The sequence below is a fragment of the Alteromonas sp. CI.11.F.A3 genome (genome assembly GCF_032925565.1).
Lineage (GTDB): Bacteria > Pseudomonadota > Gammaproteobacteria > Enterobacterales > Alteromonadaceae > Alteromonas.
On sequence record NZ_CP136708.1, the window covers coordinates 2,879,365 to 2,901,481 of the forward strand.

General features: G+C 42.7%; 16 protein-coding genes. 8 read left to right on the forward strand and 8 right to left on the reverse strand.

What is annotated here, in order from left to right:
- Window positions 1–15: 15 nt before the first annotated feature.
- Window positions 16–918: a LysR family transcriptional regulator gene (locus R1T43_RS12480; protein ID WP_317349313.1), complete on the reverse strand. Its 903-nt coding sequence runs from the start codon at window positions 916–918 to the stop codon at window positions 16–18.
- A 153-nt stretch (window positions 919–1,071) separates the two neighbouring features.
- Between R1T43_RS12480 and R1T43_RS12485 the strand changes: the two genes are divergently transcribed.
- The 5 genes from R1T43_RS12485 to add all read left to right on the forward strand — a co-directional run bounded on the left by R1T43_RS12485 (window position 1,072) and on the right by add (window position 6,919).
- Window positions 1,072–1,533 carry a nuclear transport factor 2 family protein gene (locus R1T43_RS12485; RefSeq protein WP_317349316.1) on the forward strand — a complete coding sequence of 154 codons (462 nt, stop codon included), beginning with the start codon at window positions 1,072–1,074 and terminating at the stop codon, window positions 1,531–1,533.
- Window positions 1,534–1,544: 11 nt separating this feature from the next.
- Window positions 1,545–2,264: a glutathione S-transferase gene (locus tag R1T43_RS12490; protein WP_317349319.1), complete on the forward strand. Its 720-nt coding sequence runs from the start codon at window positions 1,545–1,547 to the stop codon at window positions 2,262–2,264.
- An 8-nt stretch (window positions 2,265–2,272) separates the two neighbouring features.
- Window positions 2,273–3,280: a pyridoxamine 5'-phosphate oxidase family protein gene (locus tag R1T43_RS12495; protein ID WP_317349322.1), complete on the forward strand. Its 1,008-nt coding sequence runs from the start codon at window positions 2,273–2,275 to the stop codon at window positions 3,278–3,280.
- Window positions 3,281–3,422: 142 nt separating this feature from the next.
- Complete coding sequence (locus tag R1T43_RS12500) at window positions 3,423–5,510, forward strand: hypothetical protein (protein ID WP_317349325.1); 2,088 nt, start codon at window positions 3,423–3,425, stop codon at window positions 5,508–5,510.
- A gap of 401 nt (window positions 5,511–5,911) precedes the next feature.
- Entirely contained in the window at window positions 5,912–6,919 is a 1,008-nt protein-coding gene (add, locus tag R1T43_RS12505) for an adenosine deaminase (RefSeq protein ID WP_317349329.1), read from the forward strand.
- A 78-nt stretch (window positions 6,920–6,997) separates the two neighbouring features.
- On the opposite strand, the gene R1T43_RS12510 is transcribed toward add, so the two are convergent.
- Window positions 6,998–8,116, reverse strand: coding sequence for an MFS transporter (locus R1T43_RS12510; RefSeq protein ID WP_317349333.1), 1,119 nt, complete (start codon window positions 8,114–8,116; stop codon window positions 6,998–7,000).
- A gap of 127 nt (window positions 8,117–8,243) precedes the next feature.
- Between R1T43_RS12510 and R1T43_RS12515 the strand changes: the two genes are divergently transcribed.
- Complete coding sequence (locus R1T43_RS12515; protein WP_317349335.1) at window positions 8,244–9,131, forward strand: LysR family transcriptional regulator; 888 nt, start codon at window positions 8,244–8,246, stop codon at window positions 9,129–9,131.
- Between the two features lie 193 nt (window positions 9,132–9,324).
- Here the strand turns inward: R1T43_RS12515 and R1T43_RS12520 are convergent, their stop codons facing one another.
- Entirely contained in the window at window positions 9,325–9,876 is a 552-nt protein-coding gene (locus R1T43_RS12520; protein WP_211070706.1) for a DUF2058 domain-containing protein, read from the reverse strand.
- Window positions 9,877–9,904: 28 nt separating this feature from the next.
- Window positions 9,905–12,571 (reverse strand): type I DNA topoisomerase, encoded by a 2,667-nt coding sequence (gene topA, locus R1T43_RS12525; RefSeq protein ID WP_317349338.1) that lies wholly within the window; start codon window positions 12,569–12,571, stop codon window positions 9,905–9,907.
- 398 nt (window positions 12,572–12,969) lie between these two features.
- On the opposite strand from topA, the gene astB reads away from it, so the two are divergent.
- Complete coding sequence (gene astB / locus R1T43_RS12530; protein ID WP_317349339.1) at window positions 12,970–14,310, forward strand: N-succinylarginine dihydrolase; 1,341 nt, start codon at window positions 12,970–12,972, stop codon at window positions 14,308–14,310.
- Between the two features lie 45 nt (window positions 14,311–14,355).
- Here the strand turns inward: astB and R1T43_RS12535 are convergent, their stop codons facing one another.
- A complete protein-coding gene (locus R1T43_RS12535) occupies window positions 14,356–16,563 on the reverse strand; it encodes an Ig-like domain-containing protein (RefSeq protein ID WP_317349341.1) in 2,208 nt (735 codons plus the stop codon).
- A 108-nt stretch (window positions 16,564–16,671) separates the two neighbouring features.
- Here R1T43_RS12535 and R1T43_RS12540 point away from each other — a divergent pair, with 108 nt between their 5' ends.
- Window positions 16,672–18,018, forward strand: a complete 1,347-nt coding sequence (locus R1T43_RS12540) for a dicarboxylate/amino acid:cation symporter (protein WP_317349343.1) — start codon at window positions 16,672–16,674, stop codon at window positions 18,016–18,018.
- 176 nt (window positions 18,019–18,194) lie between these two features.
- On the opposite strand, the gene R1T43_RS12545 is transcribed toward R1T43_RS12540, so the two are convergent.
- The 3 genes from R1T43_RS12545 to R1T43_RS12555 all read right to left on the reverse strand — a co-directional run bounded on the left by R1T43_RS12545 (window position 18,195) and on the right by R1T43_RS12555 (window position 21,744).
- Window positions 18,195–19,421, reverse strand: coding sequence for a lipoprotein-releasing ABC transporter permease subunit (locus tag R1T43_RS12545; protein ID WP_317349344.1), 1,227 nt, complete (start codon window positions 19,419–19,421; stop codon window positions 18,195–18,197).
- Window positions 19,421–20,116, reverse strand: coding sequence for a lipoprotein-releasing ABC transporter ATP-binding protein LolD (gene lolD / locus R1T43_RS12550; protein ID WP_211070700.1), 696 nt, complete (start codon window positions 20,114–20,116; stop codon window positions 19,421–19,423). Before lolD ends, R1T43_RS12545 begins: the two co-directional genes overlap by 1 nt.
- Before the next feature lie 65 nt (window positions 20,117–20,181).
- Window positions 20,182–21,744 carry an EAL domain-containing protein gene (locus R1T43_RS12555; protein ID WP_317349348.1) on the reverse strand — a complete coding sequence of 521 codons (1,563 nt, stop codon included), beginning with the start codon at window positions 21,742–21,744 and terminating at the stop codon, window positions 20,182–20,184.
- Between the last annotated feature and the right edge of the window lie 373 nt (window positions 21,745–22,117).

Sequence of the window (22,117 nt, forward strand, 5' to 3'; positions counted from 1 at the left end):
AGAAATAACGTGAAATTATGGATTCAGGTACATGTCCTTTGCTAAAGCATTTTTGACGTATTCCACGAATTTTTTCACTTTTTCTAAGTTATGACGGCCTTCAAGACTGACGACTTGTATGGGCAACTTAGCGTCATTAAACGCATCTAACACACTGACTAATTCGCCCTTCTTTATCGCATCTGCAACCTGATACGACATAAGGCGAGTTATACCTAGTCCAGATTTTGCGGCGCTAATTGTTGAACGATTTTGGTTACACTCAAATCTTGGCTGCAACCGAATTGCTACCGTTTTGCCATTGCGCTTGAAATTCCATACCGGCGGTTCAGTAAAGTCACTTGGGTACAGCAAGGTATGATGTTTTAAATCTTCTGGCGTGCTTAACGCTGGGGCATTAGCTAGATATTCTGCAGAAGCCACGGTTACCTTTCTTACATACCCCACCGTAGTGGCATATAACCCAGAGTCTTTAGGCTTACTAATTCTTATTGCCACATCAATTTTTGTATCGAGTAAATCAACGATGTTGTCGTACATATAGGCATGCACATTCACTTCAGGAAAATCTCGTAAAAACTGAGCAATAATTGGCGTGATGTAAAGCTCACCGAATAAAACCGGTGCCGTCACACTCAGCGTGCCCTTGGGCAATAGTTGAACCCCCGCAATAGCGGCCTCGCTTTGCGCAATATCTGCCAGGATTCTTTGTACGTCATTAAGATATTGTATGCCCGCTTCGGTTAAACGAATACGACGTGTAGTACGATGAAATAATCGTGTGTTCAACTGGGCTTCTAGGGTAGCGACAGCCCGCGTTACCGCCGGAGGTGACATCGACAATTGCTCGGCAGCGTTCACAAAACTTCCAAGCTTGGCGACTTCAGCAAATACTGACATAGCTTGTATTCTATCCATAACGGGCTATTTGCTCTCTGCTAACGGGTTTAGCTAACTAGTCTACACACTTTATTATTTCAAAAAGTGAAATTATAAATTTCAAAATTGAGTAATTATTTATTTTTATCAAGCAATCATACTTACTGCAACTTAAATCACCAGGATGAGCTTGTGAGACCTCCAATTCCCCCTTTTACAAGAGACACCGCTATTGAAAAAATTCGTATGGCAGAAGATGCCTGGAATAGTCGTTCGCCTAAGCGAGTTGCAGCAGCATATACACCAGATTGTCAGTGGCGAAACCGTGCTGAGTTTATTACCGGAACAGCACAAATTGAGGCCTTTTTAACACGAAAATGGGCGCGAGAAATTAACTATAAGTTGGTTAAAGAACTGTGGGCACACGCTGAAAACCGTATCGCAGTGCGCTTTGCTTATGAGTATCAAGATGCCTCAGGTCAATGGTTTCGTGCCTATGGTAACGAAAATTGGGAGTTCAACCCAGAAGGGTTAATGCAGCGCCGCATTGCCAGTATTAACGACCACCCTATCAATGACATCGAACGTAAGCTGACGTGGGAGGACGATAGCCGCCCACTTAATTTCCCAAGTCTTACCGCACTTGGTTTATAAGGCGAATATCAATGACTTCATTATCTATAAATGCGCTTAATAACACACTAAAAAATAACCCGATTATTCATTATAGAAACCCGAAATCTGGCCACTGTCACAAGGTAGAGTTGTTTATGTCTCTGCTTGGTATTAGTTACCAGAATCACAATCTTGATATGGTAAACGGTGCGCATAAGTCTGCCGACTTTATTACCAAGAACCCTTTCGGACAGGTGCCGGTGATTGTTGATGGTGAACACACCGTTTCAGACTCCAATGCCATTATTGTTTATTTAGCCGATACTTACGGCAGTGACTATCCTTGGATGGGTACGACAGCAATTGAAAAAGCCAATGTTCAACGCTGGCTTTCGGTAGCTGCCGGTGAGCTCGCCAAAGGCCCTGCGGCGCTTCGTCTTGAATATGTTTTTGGTGCCAATATCGACGTCCCCACCGCACTAGCAACCACTAAAACCTTACTACCAGTGATGGAAGATACCTTATTAGGTCCCAAATTAAATATAGAATCAGGCCCCAAATCACGTATCGAATCGAGCACTAAAGCATACTTGGCTACTAATAGGCTGACTCTCGCTGATATTGCCATGTACAGCTACATCGCCCACGCGCCTGAAGGTGGGGTTTCGTTGCAACCTTACCCCGCCATTCAAGCTTGGATTAACCGTATTGAATCGCTGGATAATTTTATCCCTATGGCAAATTCCGCGACAGCGGATTACAGACTTTAAGGTTCGTTATGAACAGTATCAATACAAGTGCCTTTCACTCTGAGGAGTATCGCATTCAGCAACGTTTAGGCGTTGCTGAGCGTATCGGTGAGCAGACGAAAGGCTTTATTCGCCCCTTTATGCCAGAACAGCACCGTGCGTTCTTTTGCAGTAGCCCCTTTATGGTGGCTGGTGTAGTAGATAGTCATGGTCATCCTTGGGCGATACCACTTTGGGGCGAACATACTAATGTAGACGATCATCACTACATTGAGTCGCCATCGCCTACTCAGCTTTCTTTGGCCTTAAGCGACAATGTAGATTGGTTAATCAATGATACCGCACAGTTAGATGTGAATACTGGCAGTAAAATTGCGCTACTTGGGTTACAGCTGAGTACCCGCCGCCGTAACAGGCTTAACGGACTAATACTTCACAATCGGGGCGGTATTATACGAGTTCAAGTAGAACAAAGTTATGGAAACTGTCCTCAGTATATACATCCCCGAGATACCTTGCTCCGTGATGTTGCGCCCGCACTGGCTGCCAGCTCAAGCACGAATTCAAACGTTAAGGCTCAGCATGCGCAATCTAACGAGTTAACGAAGAACGATGCTTTGCTAGTAGCTCAGGCTGATACATTTTACATCGCTTCACGGCATAGCCAATTTACCGTTGATCCCCGTCACGGATTAGATGTCTCTCATCGCGGTGGAAAACCAGGGTTTGTAAAAGTAGAAAGTAATACACTTTTGTTTCCTGACTTTAGCGGGAATAAATTTTTTAATACCTTAGGGAATATCGAATCTGATGGACGTGTTGGCTTATGCTTTATTGACGAAAGCAACGGCGACATCCTTTTCATTAGTGGTGAAGCCACCATTTTATGGGATCACCCTAAATTGATGGATTTTGCTGGCGCGGAACGATTTGTTCAGATAAACGTTCACAAGATCACCCGTGCATTAGCGACTTACCCTTTTGAACACCCTATTATTGAGCATTCGATCCATACTGAAAACACTGGAGAATGGTGAAAAGCTAATAACTAGGTTAATAAGTAAGTTAAATATAAAAGGTGGTATATAGCAGACTAATGATGCGCGATTTGAGGAAGGAAGGTATTTTTCTATTTTGTTTTAATAGGCGGATAACTATAACTTAATCAAGAACACCTTTATGAAAGACAGCTGTATTTTTCGCAAAGCCACATTAATCGCCCTAACCATTTTTATTGCCTCTTGTTCATCGAACAATGCATCACAAATGAAAAACCTTTCATCATTAGGCTCAAATACTCAATTCAAATATGCTAATGAAAAGCTTCCACATAAAGAGTTGCAAGTTATCTTTCAGCTCACCAAAGATAACATCGACGTCGTCGATATTTCCGCGAAAAAAATAAGCCGGCTAGCACTGATAAAGCTGTTAAAGCAAAACGAAGGGAAAGAAATAGCTAACGGCGATACATTTATTGATTGTTTAGTATTAACAGATACTAACCGTTCAAAACCTTGCTTCAGCGATGCCAATAAAAACATACCTGAAAACTCAGTGTTTCACGACTCAGAAGTTTCTGGCGGCATGGTACTGATGACAGTGCTTGTTCCCTATATTGTGGTAGGCGCGGCCTCTGACGGCGACTTTTATGTAAACAATAAAATTGATAATGAATTATTAAATCGGGTTGGCGCAACAATAAAAAGTGACATATTCACCACAAAAAAAGAAATCCATGATGCGTTAACTAATAACGCTGTCACCACTTTTACTAAAAACGTTAAGCCATACATGAGTTTGATTAACCATGACGTATTGATACAAGCAATTAATAACGCGCAAAGTATGGACAAGCTTGAAAGCATAAAGCGAGTGTTAAGCGAAGATAATTATTATGGGTTTGTAGTTAAATCACCTATCGTCAACCAACGAAATCGGCCTTCTACTCGCGGAAAAATAATCAATAAGCACAAGAAAGGTACGCTTATCATATCCGAAAAAATAGAAGATGGCTGGGTTTATAACGGCGAAGGTTGGATTTATAAAAAGATTTTGTTATCACGGCTTGCTGACGCACAAAAAGCGATTTCGTATCGAGAAAATAACTTAAGATTAAATCAGCGCTACGCTGGCCTAGTTTCTGGTTCGTCGGTGAAATCGATTAATAAAGTTTTGAATGATAAACAACACCTTGCAGGTATTCCTCAAGACAAAATAAACAAGCTTAAGGCCAAACGCTACGCACTACTTGATGAAGCTGACTTCAAAACGGCTAAACAGAAAAATACCGTAGCAGGATTCGATCGCTATCTCGCACAACATAAAAATGGGGTGTACCGAAACGAGGCTGTACTTGCTAAAAAAGCAATTTTTGTCAGCCAAGCGTCATTTGATGGATACATGAATGCATTTGCACTTACTAAAAAACGCAGCTTTCTAGCGTTAGCGAAAAAGGTAATTATGAACTCTAATGAAAGCGTGAATGTAAATCGACGACTTTTAGATACGTACTTCGAAGCGCAAATCAAACATAAAAATTCTATACCTCCGTTTGCTAGCCTACTTGCTAAAATAAACGATGTAAGCATAAGTGACTACTCAGAAAAACTGCTGAAATTATCGGGAATTAGCAATAGTTACAGAACCGATAACTATTTAGAATCAATAGAATATCAATATATTTTACGATACTTCACTCCCCAATTAAACGTTAGCTACCATCACAAGTACGTCTACATGGAGTTAACTTATCCTGATATTAATATTACGATAAAAGAAGATGCGAATTGCGATTTTAAAGAAACCAAAAATGGAGTAAGAAGCAGAGGTTTCCTGGAATCGTTAGTGACCCTAAATGGTGACGATAAAGTGTCTTACACCTATGACGTTTTTGACTGCAAACTTGGTCGAAATGAACTCGCATCGGTCAATGGACTATTACATGACCTCCCTTACTATGCTGATTTTAGCGCTTCAACATTATCAAAAACCTGGGAAGCCACTGAAACAACAAGCAGTTATACTTACTCAACCGCAACCAAAACCACGTCATTTTCATCACAATTAGCTAATTGGAAATATACGGTGAAATGTTCTGGTACAACTTTCTCAGGCACACCCCCACGCACCTATTCCGGCATCATTGTAAATAGCACCCATTCTGATGCCTACCTTGCAGCTCAAAAAGAGCAATCGGACATGGATTGCAGCGACCGCTTCGGCAATAGGTATGTCGGCGAAGGCTATCTCGACATGGAAATACAATAGCGAATTTCACAAGAGAAGGTCTGCTTTGTCGCAGACCTTCCCACATAAGTACAAATGAAAACCTTGCACTAACTCGATGCATCTGCCACTTATTGTTGCGTAATGCCATTAACGCGAAAACACCTCCATGCTATTTAAATCACCTTATTTACTAAATATTTGCCATTAAACACTTGCACATAAAGGCAAACTGGAATCATTATTTATCTATCATAATTAATCACTTAAGCTATTTTGTAAATTACTATGCGTTTGAACTAAGGCGTATTTATTGCATTAGAAACCAGAGCTTTAGATCTAGCGTTACTCATAAGGCTGTACTACACAGCGTTTTGCGCCAGCTGTATTGAACACTGAGCACGTTTTACGTCTGATATCCAATAAAAACAACTCGAGGCCATATGCAAGAATTTATACAAAAGATGCCAAAAGCCGAACTACATGTTCATATTGAAGGCACGTTAGAACCAGAGCTGAGCTTTGCACTAGCTCAGAAAAATGGCATAAGTCTTAATGCTGAAACCCCAGAGCAAATGATTGCCGCTTACCACTTTCACGACCTGCCTTCTTTTTTAGATATCTATTACGCAGGTATGAGTGTACTAATTGAAGAGGAAGATTTTTACGCACTTACCATGGCTTATTTTGAAAAAGCCGCGGCGCAGCAGATTGTGTATGTTGAACTCTTTTTCGACCCCCAAGCACATACATCTCGTGGTGTAGATTTCGATACTGTGATTAACGGTATCTATCAAGCGCAACTAGATGCAAGTGCCAAGCTTGGTGTACAAAGTAATCTTATATTGTGTTTTCTACGTGACATGTCGGCCGAGTCGGCTATGAAACACTTACTCATGGCTGAACCTCATTTGAGTAAACTTATAGGTGTGGGATTAGATTCAGATGAACACAATAACCCACCATCTAAATTTGCAGAGGTGTTTGCTAAAGCCCGTGAGTGGGGATTAAAACTCACTATGCATTGCGATGTGAACCAACACAATACCCTAGAGCACATTCGCCAAGTATTAGAAGATATCGATGTAGACAGAATAGATCACGGCGTAAATATTTTAGCCTCAGACGCATTATGCGACTTAGTGAAACAAAAAAATATTGGGTTAACCATTTGCCCAGTGTCGAATCAATTCGTAGTGCAATCACTAACCTCAACCGAAATAAAAACCATGCTTGAACGTGGATTAATGCCAACGATTAATTCAGACGATCCTTCCTATTTTCGTGCTTATTTAAATGAAAACCTTATTGCGCTGCAGCAAGAGGGTGGATTCAGTCAAGAGGAACTTAGTACGTTAGTGGCAAACAGCTTTAAAGCAAGCTGGCTAACATCTACGGAAAAAGAGCAATATTTAGCTGGGCTTAATGATTATTTAGCTAAGTGCGCTTAATTCATCATACTTATGTCGCTATGTAGCTTTTTGAGTAAGTAAACAGTGCTAACACTGTTTACTTACTCTATAAGTTACTCAATTACTCTTTTTTTTCAACACGTAAACTGAGCAAAGAATTCCAATTGCCCCACAAACAGTGAATACACCACTGTCAGTCACAGGTAAAAACTCAAGTGCCGAGGTTAAAAACTGTCCCGAAAATACCGCCATGGCAAACCACGCTAAGTTCCTGCCCATATTCGTATCAGAGCTACGCTCAACGGTGGCATGATTAAGTAGTGGTATAGAAAACCCGAATCCCGTACCTGCAAATAGCGATGGCACAACAAGTAAACTCGTGGTTTCAGCAATAGCGAAGATTGCATGGGCTGCGGCAAAGCTTAAAAAAGCCAAAAATAACGTTACTTTCTCAGATTTAGCATTAACCACATGTGGCATAACTAGTGCAGATAAAACCGCCATTAATGATATAAAAGACAGTAAATAGCCCGTTTCGGCTTCGCTGTAACCTAAATCGCCAAGATGACTGGGCAGCGTTATAAAAATACTAAAAAACAGTGACATGGCTAATACGGCATTGAGTAAGACAGACCGTAAGTTTTCATTAATCTGGCCACTTTCGATAATAGTAACACCCTGAGTTTCAGGCTCTTTACGAGGAATGCTAATCGCAGTTAGCACCAAACAAACCAATGCCAGCCCGTAGAGCAAGAACGGCGCTCTCCAATCAATTTCACTTAACAAGCCACCTAAAAACAGGATTATTACGCCGCCTAGTTCAATGGCCATGCCTTGTTTAGCAATGACAGAAAGCCTAGATTTGCCGTGGTACCACTGTGAAATAATCGCGGTGCCTGATGCCATTACTCCTGCAGCAAAACCACCTAATAAAATTCGATCGATACTTACCCATAACGGGCCGTATACCCAAATACCACCAATACCTAATAGTAAGTATCCCCACAAGGCTATGACTAGGGTTTTGCGAGCCCCAACACTATCAATGATTTTTCCAAAAAATGATGCAAATAAAATAGCGCCTAATGCCGGCAAGGTGATGAGCAAGGGTGCAAATTCACTTACACCTAGGGCAGGTGCAATAGAGTTTAATCCAGGCGCTAATACCGCCCCAACCATGATGGTTAACATTGAAATCACTAATAAAGTGATTTCTCCAAAACGTGATAACTGCATAAAACCCCATTGAAACTAAATTAACTCGGCTTGTATTTTACGCATTGGCAATCTATCCGTTAAATGATAATTTTACACACCTTTAATGCATATTCAGCATTAATCTAACGGTACGAGTCTAGCTTTCATGAACCTAAAGCACATGTACACCTTTGTTGAAGTAGCTCAATGCAAAAGCTTTTCATTAGCTGCTACGCGTTTACATACTGTTCAAAGCGCGGTTAGCCGCCATATTAATGCACTAGAGTCATCCCTAAACGTTAAGCTTTTTGAGCGTACTACGCGTTATGTGGAGTTAACTGCACCTGGAAAAGTATTTCTTCGCCATGTTGAAGATATCTTAGCCCATTACCAACAAGCTCAATATGAAACCCAGCGCGTTGCGAACGGTAAACAGGGGTTGCTGCGTATTGGTTACTTAAGTTCCGCCTGCGCGCATTTTATGCCCGAATTATTAAAACGCTTCTCGCTAAGTGAGCCACTCATTGATGTACAAATATTTGAAATGACTGCCGCACAGCAACTAGAAGCTTTTAGTGAAGGCAGAATAGATATAGGCTTTTCACGACCTATCGATGGCGGCTATAGTGGTTTAATCAATCAGCAACATTTAACCGATGATCCTATTGTTCTTGTGGTGTCTGAAGCGCACCCATTGTCGAAAAATAGCAGCGTGAATATGGCTGACTTAGCACCTTACCCACTCACTCTTTTTGCCCGTGAACAAGCATCCAGCTTATTTGATGCCATTATCAGTGCATTCCACCGCGTGAAAGTACAACCTAAAGTAAGTAATGAGCCCAGTAGTATGCAAGCGCTACTAACCCACATAGCCAGTACACAACATGTTGCGTTAGTGCCTAGCTGCATTAAGAATTTACAAACACAAGGTTGTGAGTTTATATCGCTTACTATGCCGCTGTCCGTGCCTTTAGAAATGCACTGGCAAGCTAACGGCGTACCGGTGACTGAAACATGGATAAGTTGGTGTGCTAGTCAAACACTGGCATTTTAGAGACGGTGATAGACCATGAAAGTTGGTTAGCGAGAACAGTCGAATGAAAATCAAAGAGGGACAGGAAAAAGGAAAAAGGAAAAAGATACCAGAAAGAAAAATGGCGTGAAAAAGATTTTCACGCCACTTTATTTCTATACAAGGTCTGGATTTCTATACAAGGTCAGAGTTTCGTGACCAAGACCGAATTTCGTTACCAAGTTAGATCATCTGGAATGTCGTAGTCGGCATACCAATCATCTTGCGCTTCTTCTTTACCATCGCTGTCGCTGGTGTCTAAGTCGGCACGGTAGATAATAAAGCTATCGTCACGCTGCGCAATTTTATCCGCTACAGGTGTAGGCACAAGTTCATAAGCATCACCTAAAATCACCACGGTTAAGCGGCCTTTAGTCACTTGCTTGTGCATTTCAGCGCTTACATACATTCGCTTCACAACATTATCGTGAGTAAAATTCAGTACGGTATCGCCTTTTCGCGGCTGTTTATTCACATCAATGAGTTGACGCACTTGCGCTGCAATAGAGCGCTTTTCACGCTCTTGTTGTTGCAACTGGTTCAGCTCACGTGAACGGGCTTTCTTTTCTTCAGCGGCTTTCTGAGCAGCGATAGTCGCTTCGTCCACCACACCTTGGTTGTTCTTTGTCTTTTGCTTATTCTTTTTGCGCTTTTCAGCACGAGCCTGCTTAGCAGAACCTTTGTCTGCTATGCCGGCTTTTAATAATTGATCCTGTAACGAGGCCATATACTAAATCTCTTTGTTACTTTTCTCTTTATTTCTTTTTGGCTTTCGCTTTGGTTTTAGCTGCAGGTTTACTGGCGGCTTGTGTTTCCCACTTACCGTCGTTATACCATGCCGACCAACCTGTGGCTTTACCCGCTTCATTTTCCGACATCACGTATTGCTGCTTCGTCTTACGACTATAGCGAACAATGGCAAGGTTACCTTCCGGATCCTTTTGCGGTGCATCGGCTAGGTAATAGAATTTTTCAGATATTCTATCTCTAAAGCGCGCCAGCTCTTCCACTTTCGGTGCACGTGTTTCCCGAGATTTAGGGAAATTATGCGCCGCCATGAAAATACCTGAAGCGCCATCGCGTAGTACAAAGTGCGCATCCGACTTTTCACATGGAAGTTCAGGTAAATCTACCGGATCTTCTTTAGGTGGTGCAGCTTCACCGTTACGTAATAACTTACGCGTGTTTTTACATTCTTCGTTAGTACAGCCGAAGTATTTACCAAAGCGACCGTTTTTCAACTCCATGTCACTGCCACACTTATCACATTCGATAATAGGGCCGTCGTAACCTTTTATCTTGAACGTACCGGTTTCAACTAAGGTACCTTCACAGGTCGGTGTATTACCACACACATGCAGCTTACGGGTTTCGTCCACCAAGTAGCTATCCATCGCAGTACTGCATATTGGACAACGCTTCTTAGCGCGTAACGCTTCGGTTTCTAATTCTTCTTCGTCATCAACTTTCACCACTTCATCACCTGGTGTTAGGTTCATGGTGTTAGTGCAACGTTCTTTTGGCGGTAAGTTGTAACCCGAGCAGCCCAAGAAAACGCCGGTAGACGCGGTACGCACGTTCATTTCACGCCCGCACTTGTCACACGTAATACCCGACGGAATAGCTTGATTAAGGCGCATTCCGCCTTCTTCAGGGGCTTTCTCGGCATTCAGTAACTTGCCGTAAAAATCGCTGTAGAACAGATTGAGTACGTCTTTCCAATCTTTATTACCTTCCGCTATATCATCAAGCTGTTGCTCCATGTTGGCGGTAAAGTCGAAACTCATTAGGTCATCAAAGTTTTCCATCAAACGGTCGTTAACAATTTCACCCATTTTTTCAGCATAAAAACGCTTATTTTCAAGGCGAACATAACCACGATCTTGAATGGTAGAAATGATACTTGCGTAAGTAGAAGGTCGGCCAATGCCTCGTTTTTCTAACTCTTTTACCAAAGACGCTTCGTTAAAACGCGCCACGGGTTTGGTGAAGTGCTGCTTAGGATCAAGCGCATCTAAGTTTAATACATCGCCTTTTTGAACATCAGGCAGCATCAACTCTTCTTCACCTTTTTTGCGAAGCTGCGGTTGAACACGTGTCCAGCCATCAAACTTCAACACACGGCCTTTCGCCGTTAATTCGTAATTGTTTGCACCTACTCTAATAGTGGTAGCATCATATTTAGCCGGCGTCATTTGACACGCAACGAACTGGCGCCAAATAAGCTCGTATAAACGCTGAGCATCCCGTTCCATATCACCTAAATGGGCAGCATTTACCTTAACACTTGAAGGACGAATGGCTTCGTGCGCCTCTTGCGCGCCTTCTTTACTGCCATAGCGATTCGGTGATTCTGGTAGGTATTTGCTCCCAAAATTGTCTTCGATATACGCGCGGCAATTATCAAGCGCTTCTTGGCTCAAGTTCGTTGAGTCAGTACGCATATAAGTGATGTAACCCGCTTCATACAAGCGCTGCGCCATCATCATGGTTTTCTTAACACCAAAACCTAAACGCGTACTCGCAGCTTGCTGTAGCGTTGAAGTAATAAACGGCGCTGAAGGTCGGCTAGACGTAGGCTTAGATTCACGGCTTTCAACTAAGTACTTAGCGCCGTTCAAATCTTCTAATGCTTTGTCTGCTTGCGCTTTATTGACCGGTTTAAACGCTTTGCCTTCATGTTTGGCCACCAACATACGCAGCGCCGCTTTTTGCTCGCTGGTTAAGTCGGCGTGAATATCCCAAAACTCTTCTGGAACAAACGCTTTAATTTCGCGCTCACGATCTACCACTAGGCGAACAGCAACCGATTGAACACGGCCCGCAGATAAGCCACGTGCTATCTTTTTCCATAGCAATGGCGACACCATAAAGCCAACAACGCGGTCGAGGAAACGTCTAGCTTGCTGTGCATTTACACGAGCAACATTAACTTCGCCGGGGTCTGAGAAGGCTTCTTGAATAGCGTTTTTGGTAATTTCGTTAAACACCACCCGCTGATAGGTTTTGCCTTTACTACCCAGCAATTCTTGTAAATGCCACGCAATAGCTTCCCCTTCTCTATCCAAATCCGTTGCGAGATAGATAGTGTCAGCGTCTTTGGCCAAGCGTTTAAGCTCGTTAACCACTTTTTCTTTACCCTGCAAAACCTGATAGTGGGCTTTCCAGTTTTGTTCTGGGTCTACACCCATGCGGTCAACAAGTTTTAAATATTCATGTCTGCGAAGATATTCTTGTTTGTCTTCTTCGCTATAAGTTTTGAGTTCTTTCGCTGGCTTTTTGGGCTCAACTTTACCCAATGCCTTCGTAGGCAGATCGCGAACATGGCCGACAGAACTTTTTACGATAAAATCTTTACCAAGATATTTATTTATCGTTTTCGCTTTGGCTGGCGACTCGACTATGACTAGAGATTTTGCCATATAATTGAATTAAACCTATTGATTCTAAAGGACTATTTTAGTCATTCTCAAAGATAAAGGGCCCGTAGACTGTGCTATTAGGCTGCCCGTGCTTTTTTAACATATATCGACAAAGTGAATGGAAAACAAGATCTTCTTAATAGTTATTCTTGCGATTGCTTCAATCCCGCCCAATTCCTGTTCACTTTTCAACCACCTCGATTGGCAAGGCGTATAAAAACCGTATAATGCCAGCCATTATGCCTTTGCGCCTAGTAATTAACAGGCATTTATTATGCTTATTAATTCGCGGCTAACAAAAAATGAGACGTTTGCTTCACTATAAATACGCCCAAAATCATGGGTTGTGCATTTATAGGGTAGCGGTCAAACGCTCAAACACCAAATAGAGGGAAAGTATGAAGCAATTTGAAGTTAACTTTGATGGGCTTGTCGGCCCAACCCACAACTACGCCGGACTCTCGTTTGGTAATGTTGCTTCTCTGAACAATGCCAATGCAGTTAGTAGCCCTAAGCAAGCAGCTAAACAAGGTTTACTTAAAATGAAAGCCTTGTCTGACATGGGCATGATGCAAGGTGTACTTGCCCCTCAAGAACGCCCAGACATAGCTGCATTACGTCGACTCGGCTTTTCTGGTTCAGATGCTAGAGTGCTAGAAAGCGCTGCAAAGCAATCTAGAGAGATTTTTCTAGCATGTTGCTCTGCATCAAGCATGTGGACAGCAAACGCCGCTACAGTCTCTCCAAGCGCTGATACAGCTGATGGCCGCGTGCATTTTACACCTGCAAACCTAACAAACAAGTTTCATCGTTCGTTAGAGCCGCAAGTGACAGGCAATATTTTAAAAGCGACCTTCGCAAATGAAAAACACTTTGCTCATCACCTCCACTTGCCAGATAACGAACATTTTGGTGACGAAGGTGCGGCAAACCACACTCGCTTGTGTTCGAATTATAGTCATGCGGGTGTAGAGCTTTTTGTCTATGGCCGTCACGCTTTCGACCCAAGCAAACCAGCGCCCACTAAATTCCCTGCCCGCCAAACATTAGAAGCATGCCAAGCTGTTGCTCGCTTACATGGGTTAAGCGAAGAAGGCGTGGTGTACATGCAGCAAAACCCTGATGTTATCGACCAAGGGGTTTTCCATAACGATGTAATCGCTGTGGGCAACCAGAACGTGTTGTTCTACCATGACCAAGCTTTTTATAAAAAAGAGGTCGGGCTAAAAGAATTACAAACTAAGTTTGGTGATTCACCACTTCATCTTATTGAAGTACCTACTGACGAAGTATCAGTTCAAGATGCCATTAAAACTTATCTTTTCAATACTCAAATCATCACCTTACCTAATGGTGATATGACGATTATTGCACCTACAGACTGTGAAGAAAACGAAGCGGTTAAGCGTTATTTAGACAAGCTAGTTACCTTGGGCACGCCAATAAAATCGGTAAACTATTTTGATGTTAAGCAAAGTATGCGTAATGGTGGCGGCCCTGCCTGCTTACGTTTACGTGTAGCCATGAATGACCAAGAGCTCGATGCGGTAAATCCATCAACCTTAATTAACGACCTTCAGTTTGCACGTCTTAACAAATGGGTAGATAAACATTACCGTGATGTACTCGCTGAAGACGATTTACGTGACCCTCAATTGCTTATTGAATCGCGTACAGCGCTAGATGAACTTACCCAGTTATTAAAGTTGGGTTCTGTATATCCATTCCAACAAGATTAGTTATTGTTTTAACAATAAAAAAGCCGGCTTACGCCGGCTTTTTTGTTAGTTGAATGTAGTACAGTCCGCTAAAGAACCGAAGGGGTTAGCGGGTAATCCTGCCCCCTCATTGGTCAAGTCTTCAGAAGAAACGCCTAATCGATAATAGTGATCTTGGCTAGCCTCACTCCCTGTCGATTGACCGAAAATCGTAATAACCATGTCGTACCAATAACCGTAATTTGCCGGATAACGATACTCAAGCTCAGCTTGGCCGTTTTCATCCGTTATATTTGTTTCAGCAAATGACAACGTGCCAACTATACCTGGGGTTAAGAATTCATCACCATTTGTATCTTCTCCCACGTCAAGAATACCGTTGCCATTGATGTCTTCATTATCACACTCGGCGGTTACATTAGGCTTGTAAATAGACTCGTCTTCATCCCAATACCAGTTCCCTTTTAAATATGTCCCTTCTAAAACACGCTTTACTGGTGTAGCAGATGCGGTTAACTCAACGCCACTAACAGGCTGCCCTGCTGAATCAGAAACAAACACAGCAAAGCGTTTAAGGTAGGTGGTTGAGTCAGGCTCTTCGATTTCATTGCCCGTGCCAATGGAGATATCAAACGCTCTATCACCAACAGTCATGAACACTTCATCAGCAATAGATTCATCACTCGCAACAGAAGCACGAATAATAACTGCATCTTCACTTGAGGGCGCGCCAGAGGTGAATACTGTTGACGCAATACCGCTGCTGTCGGTGGTCGATTGAGAAGGTGAAATAGAACCTGTAGAGACGTCATCAACGTTAAAGTTAACCACGGTATTTTTAACTAGGTTACCTGAAGGGTCTCTAACAACTGCAGTAATGGTACTTGTTTGTCCATCAGGGCCAATAAGATCAGGCGTAGCATCTGCTATTAAGGTGAATGGTTCAACTGCGATAAATTCTACTTGCGCAACCGCGTTAACCGTAGCGTCATTGTCAGGTTCAGTACCTGTGGCGGTAATAGAAGCAAAACCGGCATTGTCAGACTCTATTGAGATAGAGGCCATACCATCAGCATCGGTTGTTACAAGCGATGTTCCACTTATTTCTCCACGAGAAGTACTAAATGTCACATTATTACCCGCAGCCGGAATACCATCTTGTAACCATTGAACACTAATAGTAGCCGCTTCATTTAACGATATTTCTTCATCTGGTACTACTACAAAGCTAAATTCATCTTGTTGAACGTCTAAATCAAACTCTACCGCGGCATTAAGCGATGAAGCTGTAATGGTATCTTCGCCAGACGTAGTTGCTGTGTAGGTGATCGTAGCTTGTCCATCAGCACCGGTATTCACCGACGTTTCACTTAGTGAACCATTGGTTGCTTCTAGCAGAATCGTTTGATTCACAATGGCTACGCCATCAGAATCTTGTACACGCAATGTATAATCAGCGGTGTCATTTAAGATGACTGAGCTTGCGCCATTAATTGTCACTTCCGTGCCGGTAATCACAATATCAACCGTTTCAACTAAAGCGCCAGCTTGTGCTGTTAACGTTACCGTTCGGTTTGACGCGTTATTCTGAGTAGACACTAATGCTCTGGCTGTACCATCAGCGGTAGTGGTAGATTGGGTCAACTGTAATTCAACACCCGCGTTATTGCTGGCTGAAAAATTAACGTCAATCCCTTCCATTAAAACACTTTGTTCATTTTTAATTAAAGCGATTAGCTCAATATCATCAGAACCACTTGAGGCTAATTGAACTGCGCTGGCGTATAATTGCAACGACGCAGGCTCTTCACTTACCGTCACGTTGCCCACTGCCGAAAAAGTAGTAGAGCCGCTTTCACCACTGCTCAAGCTACCTGTGATTTCACCATCACCTGAGGCAGTACTAGCATTAATAGTTATTCTTGCGACTCCGCTGTCATCGGTTCGCGCTGTACCGGTATCGTTCCCGAACACGGCTAGGTCGCTATTACTTACTGCAAACGTGACAAGTTGGTCGGCTTGGGCTACACCGTCGGTGTCGGTAACAGTGGCAATAACGGTAAGAGAATTGTCGGAGGTTAGGTTGCGGTCAGTTTCACCGCTGGCGTTTTGAACGGTTAATACGACATTAACAGTAGCGGAGGAACCACTGCCATCATCTGATCCATCGCTATCATCTCTAGAGACTGAATCGCCTCCCCCGCACGCTGTTAGTATAAATATTGCACTAAATAGCCAGAGTGTCTTAGACAAGACTCGCGTAATTTGTCGCATAATTCGTTCCTGAACCTCTATAAATGACAATTGGGTCGTTTTTTATGTTTTAAAATCAATAGAATCTGTCACACTAAATAAAAATATAAAAATGTACAGGGAATTTTAATGTCTCAATCTGCACATAAATTTAGTTTAACCACCAGAATCTTTATCGGCATGATTGCCGGTATCGTGATTGGTGTGCTCCTTCAACTATTATTCGATGATAGCGGAGATTTCACTTTTTCGGTATTTGGTTTCCAGTTCTCTGCGTATAGCATTTTTGTAGATGGTATATTTTCTACCCTTGGGCAGATTTTTATCGCTAGTTTAAAGATGTTGGTGGTGCCATTAGTATTTGTTTCGCTTATTTGCGGTACCAGTACACTTTCCGACCCAAATAAATTAGGTCGTTTAGGCGCTAAATCTGTTGGGCTTTATGTTGTCACGACTGCAATAGCAATCACACTGGCAATGAGTATGGCTTTACTTATTTCTCCAGGAGAAGGGTTAAACCTAACCACTGAAACGTCTTTTGAAGCGAAGACTGCACCCAGTCTTGGTGACGTAATCGTTAATATGTTTCCTAGTAACCCTATTAATTCGATGGCGCAAGGCAACATGCTTCAAATCATCGTGTTTGCTGTGTTATTCGGTATTTCAATGGCAATGACTGGCGAAGCCGGCAAGCGAGTCAGTGCGTTTTTTGAAGATATCAACACGGTTATCATGCGCCTGGTAACCATCATCATGAACCTAGCGCCTTACGGTGTGTTTGTGTTGATGGCTAAACTATTCTCTACCATTGGTGGCGACACCATCTTTAGCTTGGCAAAATACTTTTTCTTAGTATTTGGTGTGCTTATCATTCATGGATTAGTGACCTACTCAATATTGCTCAAACTATTGAGCGGCTTGAGCCCAGTTGTGCTGCTGAAAAAAATGCGCGATGCAGCCTTGTTTGCGTTTAGTACCTCAAGCAGTAGCGCTACGTTGCCAGTGACCATGGAAACGGCGCGAAACAAACTGGGTATTAACAATTCAGTCGCGTCTTTCACCCTTCCGTTGGGCGCTACCATAAATATGGATGGCACCGCGATTATGCAGGGCGTGGCTACCGTATTTATTGCACAAGTTTATGGCGTGGATTTGAGTCTAGGCGATTACATGATGGTGGTATTAACCGCTACCCTAGCCTCTATTGGTACGGCTGGTGTGCCAGGAGTAGGCTTAATCATGCTTGCCATGGTATTGCAGCAAGTTAACCTACCTGTTGAAGGTATAGCACTGATTATTGGTGTCGACCGCTTACTTGATATGACCCGTACTGCGGTAAATATCACGGGTGACTGTATGGTGTCATGCGTAGTCGCGAAAAGCGAAGGTGGGCTTGATGAAGATGTTTATTACAACGAACATGCCGGTGAAAAAGAAGAAGACGTGAATTTCAACGAGTTTGATAAGAACGCCTAATCCCCTCTTCCCGTTCGAATATGACAAAAGGGTTAGCACTTCAATTTGCTAACCCTTTTTTGTTGCCTATTCCATTGTATTGCCCAGTAGGCATGCACTTGTCAATTGTGATGTACTGATTGTTTTAAATACATTGCTAAGCACATCGGCGCTGTAGCACGTTTGATCAAACACTTTTAATGAAGGGATTGAGAGGGAGACACTTTCGTCGCTTTATGGGCTGGGTACCAAGTTGCTAATACGGACATGATGATGGCGACCACACAGGTGACTACCACGTCTTGCCATATAAGTGCAGAAGGTAAGAAATTGATAAAATAGATATCGCCTGATAACACTTCTACCCCAAAAACACCCTCTAAGAACTTCACAATACGTGAAAGATTAGGGGCAATAATAACAGCAAGGGTTACCCCTACTACTATACCAATGAGCCCATTCAGCACACCTTGGAACATAAACGTGCGCCGAATTAGTGTGTCGGTCGCGCCCATGGTTTTTAAGATAGCGATGGCAGGTTGTTTTTCTCGTACTGCCATCACTAATGACGACACAATGTTAAAACACGCCACGGCAATCACCAGCACCAATGCAATATACACAACGGTGCGAACGAGCTGAATGTCGTTGTACAAATGGCCTTGGGTACGGGTCCAATCTGACATATAGACCGCTTGAGGGTAGCTATAACCTATATCTCGCATGGTGATATAGGCCGAAAATGGATCGTGTAATGTGAAGCGCATACCCAATGCTTGGCCATCTATGCCAGCGGCCGCGGAAGCTTTCGCAAGGTGCATTAACCCCAGTTGATTATCTAGCTCGCCGCCAACATGCATGAAGCCTGCAACTGTTAACGTTATTGATGTAGGTGCGCTAAAGCGTAAATCTTTCGTGGTGACGGGAATAAGCGCCTGTACGGTATCACCCACCACGATATTAAGCTTGTTGGCAATTCCCTTACCTATCAGCACACTGTCGCTGTTTAGCGCGAAGTTTTGCCAATGCTCGTTCGTTACTTGCCGGCTGAAAGTGTTTTGCGCATCTGCTGCAATGCCCGTCAATGAAATCGCCTTTAACTCACCTTTGAATTGCAACATGCCGGTAAGCTCGGTGTAAGGCTCAACCTTAGCAATTCTAGGGTCTTGATTAAGTCGATACAGCTGCGCATCTAAGTTCTCAATACCCGTCTTGTCGGTGCTATATATCTCGCCATGAGGAATAACGGTTAAAATACGTTGCGTTAGCTCTTTCTCAAAACCGTTCATGACACTTAGCAAGATAATTAACACGAAACAGCCGAGGCCTATGCCTACGGTTGAAGACATAGAAATGAATGAGATGAAACGATTTTGGACTTTGGCTCGACGAAATCGTTTAGCAAGTTGCCATGCCAGCGCCACTAGGGTTGTTCCTCTGTTGCGGCGTTTAGTAATTCACCATCTTTAATGCGAAGTACTCTGTCCATACGATTAGCAAGCGTAATGTCGTGTGTTACCACAACAAAAGCCGTTTGTTTTTGCTCACTTAAGCGTTTCAACAACTGATAAATCTGTTCACCTGTGGTGGCATCTAAATTACCGGTTGGCTCATCAGCAAGAACAACTGAAGGAGATGTGACCAATGCCCGTGCAATGGCAACCCTTTGACGTTCGCCACCTGAGAGCGCGCTAGGTAAATGATCAGCACGGTGAGAAAGCCCTACATCGTTAAGTAAGGCGTTTGCTTTTGCATTAGCGGCAGTAGCACTCTCGCCGCCAATTCGAAGGGGCATGGCAACATTTTCAAGCGCAGTGAATTCACCTAGCAAGTGATGGAATTGATAAATAAACCCCATTTCCTTGTTTCGCAAGGCTGCTAGCTGTTTCGCATTTAAATGGGTTAGTGACTCACCTTTAAACCACACTTCACCGCTTGTGGGCGTGTCTAAACCGCCAAGCAAATGCAGCAAGGTACTTTTTCCTGAACCAGAGCTACCTAAAATGGCTACATGCTCACTCGCATTGATAGAAAGTGAAATGTTATTAAGGACAGGCGTACTATTCTCGCCTTCTTGATAAATTTTACAGATTTTGCGGCAATGTAATACGTCCTGCATGCAGCCGTTCTTCGTCTTTTAACAATAACTGCATGGTATCGCGGAACGACTGGCACGCCAACCGATTAATGGGTTTGGGACGACAGCGCAATGGTATTTGCTAAATTCTCAACCGATTGCGGTTTACCAAATAACCACCCTTGCCCATACTCAACATTCATGTTCACCAGTTCCTGACACTGCTCAGTGTTTTCAACACCTTCGGCAATCAATGTCACTCTCAATTCGTCGGCAATACTGACAATATGGGGGATTAAAGAGGAGCGAATACTGTGATCTTCCATGTCCATCACAAAACTTCGATCGATTTTTAAAAACTCACATTTTAGAGATTTAAGTTGGCTAAGGTTCGAATACCCTACGCCAAAATCGTCGATGGCCATCCAAAAACCTCTGCTTTTGAGGGCTTTTATATGCTTAACCGCACTGCCTGTGGCAAGTTGCTCATCTTCGGTTATCTCAAGAACCAATTTAAAATTCTTGTCATTCATAGTGAGCACCCAGTCTAAGTCGAGCAACTCATCTTTCATAAAGTCTGAAGGAAACAGGTTAAATGACACTTTAAAGCCTTCTGGAATATCCTTGTTCTCATTGAGGGCCATCATTGCCGATTCAATCATGACCGTAGTGAACTCCCATGTTTTACCTAACTCTTTGACTTGAGGTATAAATTCGTCAGGGTAAATTGGGCCAAATTCATCTTCGAATCGGCTCAATACTTCACAGCCGACTACTTCGCCAGACTTTAATATTACGAATGGCTGGTACAAACAATAAAACTTACCCGATTTAAGCCCACGGCTAATACGCGATTCTAATGAACGTCTGCGTCTCAAGTAATTAAACGTAAGCATATGAGATAATGCCGCCGTCATTAACATGACACAAACGAACAACACTAATTTGCCTTTATGAATATTAAAAATTCGGCCCTGGTCGGGTACCACGCTCAAACAAGTGGCAGAATAATATTTATCACACTTTATCAAACTTAGAGAGAAGTAACTGGTATCAAGTTTTGCGACACCTGGGCCCATGCTCTGTGGCATTAAAGAGGCGTTCCCTGCCATATGGAATAGCTTATCCGCTTTGTAAAAGAGCGCCCAATCGTGACTAAAGTTTAGACCAATGACCCCATCCATATCTAATACAGCATTGTATCTTCCACGCTTTGCAATAGTGCCTTTAGACTGGTTGTCAAATAGCTCTAACGGCGTATTAATCCAAAATGCATCCCCCAAAGCAGTGACAAAATCTGGGATTGCTTCGTCTATAGGCTGCTTTAAAACCCCTAGGTAAGTACTGCACAATAACTTTCCATCGCCAAAGAAACCAATTTCTTTCACGAAACGAGAGCGAAACAAAGTGCGTCGCATTTCGTTTAAATTTTCTTCACTGCAGGAGTAATAGGAATGGGCGTTCAAATAATCTAATGCGGCCTCAGCATCTTTAAATACCATGTTCACGTTTGACAATATATCTTCGGCACGGGCTTTTTCGTGTTCCTTTATAACTGAGAACATTAATAGGCCAAGCGCTGCGCTAACAAGAACAACAGACAAAAACGATACGGCGATGGCTTTAAGGTTGTCAGCTAGTAGAAATTTTTTATGCTCATTATTGCTCATTCGTACCACATAAAATTAAGACGTATTATTGTGCGTATACACATCAAAATAGTCGAAAAATTGATTATTAATAATAATACTTTAGATGAATTTAAGCATTGCAGAAGATTAAGTTAAGTCAATGAAGTGAACAGAATAAAATTATCTAGCGTTCAAATGATACGCTGCCACAATATTACCTAAAACCAGCTGTGCTGCGGTGGCTAATTATTCAGCTGGCTAAGTATTCGGTTGGCTAACAATCATGTGCAATCAGTGAAGATTCATAGCCGATATGGGAAAAGGCTATTATGTGGAGAACCACAAACTAAAGGTAATAATACCGCAAGATAAAAAAGGAGAAGCTAGGTAGTGAAAAATTAGGTAGAGAGAA

What these genes read in the sequence shown, in the direction of transcription:
- topA (WP_317349338.1), bottom strand. Translation starts at nt 12,571, where the DNA reads ATGGCAAAATCTCTAGTCATAGTCGAGTCGCCAGCCAAAGCGAAAACG.
- R1T43_RS12520 (WP_211070706.1), bottom strand. Translation starts at nt 9,876, where the DNA reads ATGGCCTCGTTACAGGATCAATTATTAAAAGCCGGCATAGCAGACAAA.
- R1T43_RS12490 (WP_317349319.1), top strand. Translation starts at nt 1,545, where the DNA reads ATGACTTCATTATCTATAAATGCGCTTAATAACACACTAAAAAATAAC.
- R1T43_RS12495 (WP_317349322.1), top strand. Translation starts at nt 2,273, where the DNA reads ATGAACAGTATCAATACAAGTGCCTTTCACTCTGAGGAGTATCGCATT.
- R1T43_RS12515 (WP_317349335.1), top strand. Translation starts at nt 8,244, where the DNA reads ATGAACCTAAAGCACATGTACACCTTTGTTGAAGTAGCTCAATGCAAA.
- lolD (WP_211070700.1), bottom strand. Translation starts at nt 20,116, where the DNA reads ATGCAGGACGTATTACATTGCCGCAAAATCTGTAAAATTTATCAAGAA.
- R1T43_RS12535 (WP_317349341.1), bottom strand. Translation starts at nt 16,563, where the DNA reads ATGCGACAAATTACGCGAGTCTTGTCTAAGACACTCTGGCTATTTAGT.
- R1T43_RS12500 (WP_317349325.1), top strand. Translation starts at nt 3,423, where the DNA reads ATGAAAGACAGCTGTATTTTTCGCAAAGCCACATTAATCGCCCTAACC.
- R1T43_RS12480 (WP_317349313.1), bottom strand. Translation starts at nt 918, where the DNA reads ATGGATAGAATACAAGCTATGTCAGTATTTGCTGAAGTCGCCAAGCTT.
- add (WP_317349329.1), top strand. Translation starts at nt 5,912, where the DNA reads ATGCAAGAATTTATACAAAAGATGCCAAAAGCCGAACTACATGTTCAT.
- R1T43_RS12540 (WP_317349343.1), top strand. Translation starts at nt 16,672, where the DNA reads ATGTCTCAATCTGCACATAAATTTAGTTTAACCACCAGAATCTTTATC.
- astB (WP_317349339.1), top strand. Translation starts at nt 12,970, where the DNA reads ATGAAGCAATTTGAAGTTAACTTTGATGGGCTTGTCGGCCCAACCCAC.
- R1T43_RS12510 (WP_317349333.1), bottom strand. Translation starts at nt 8,116, where the DNA reads ATGCAGTTATCACGTTTTGGAGAAATCACTTTATTAGTGATTTCAATG.
- R1T43_RS12555 (WP_317349348.1), bottom strand. Translation starts at nt 21,744, where the DNA reads ATGAGCAATAATGAGCATAAAAAATTTCTACTAGCTGACAACCTTAAA.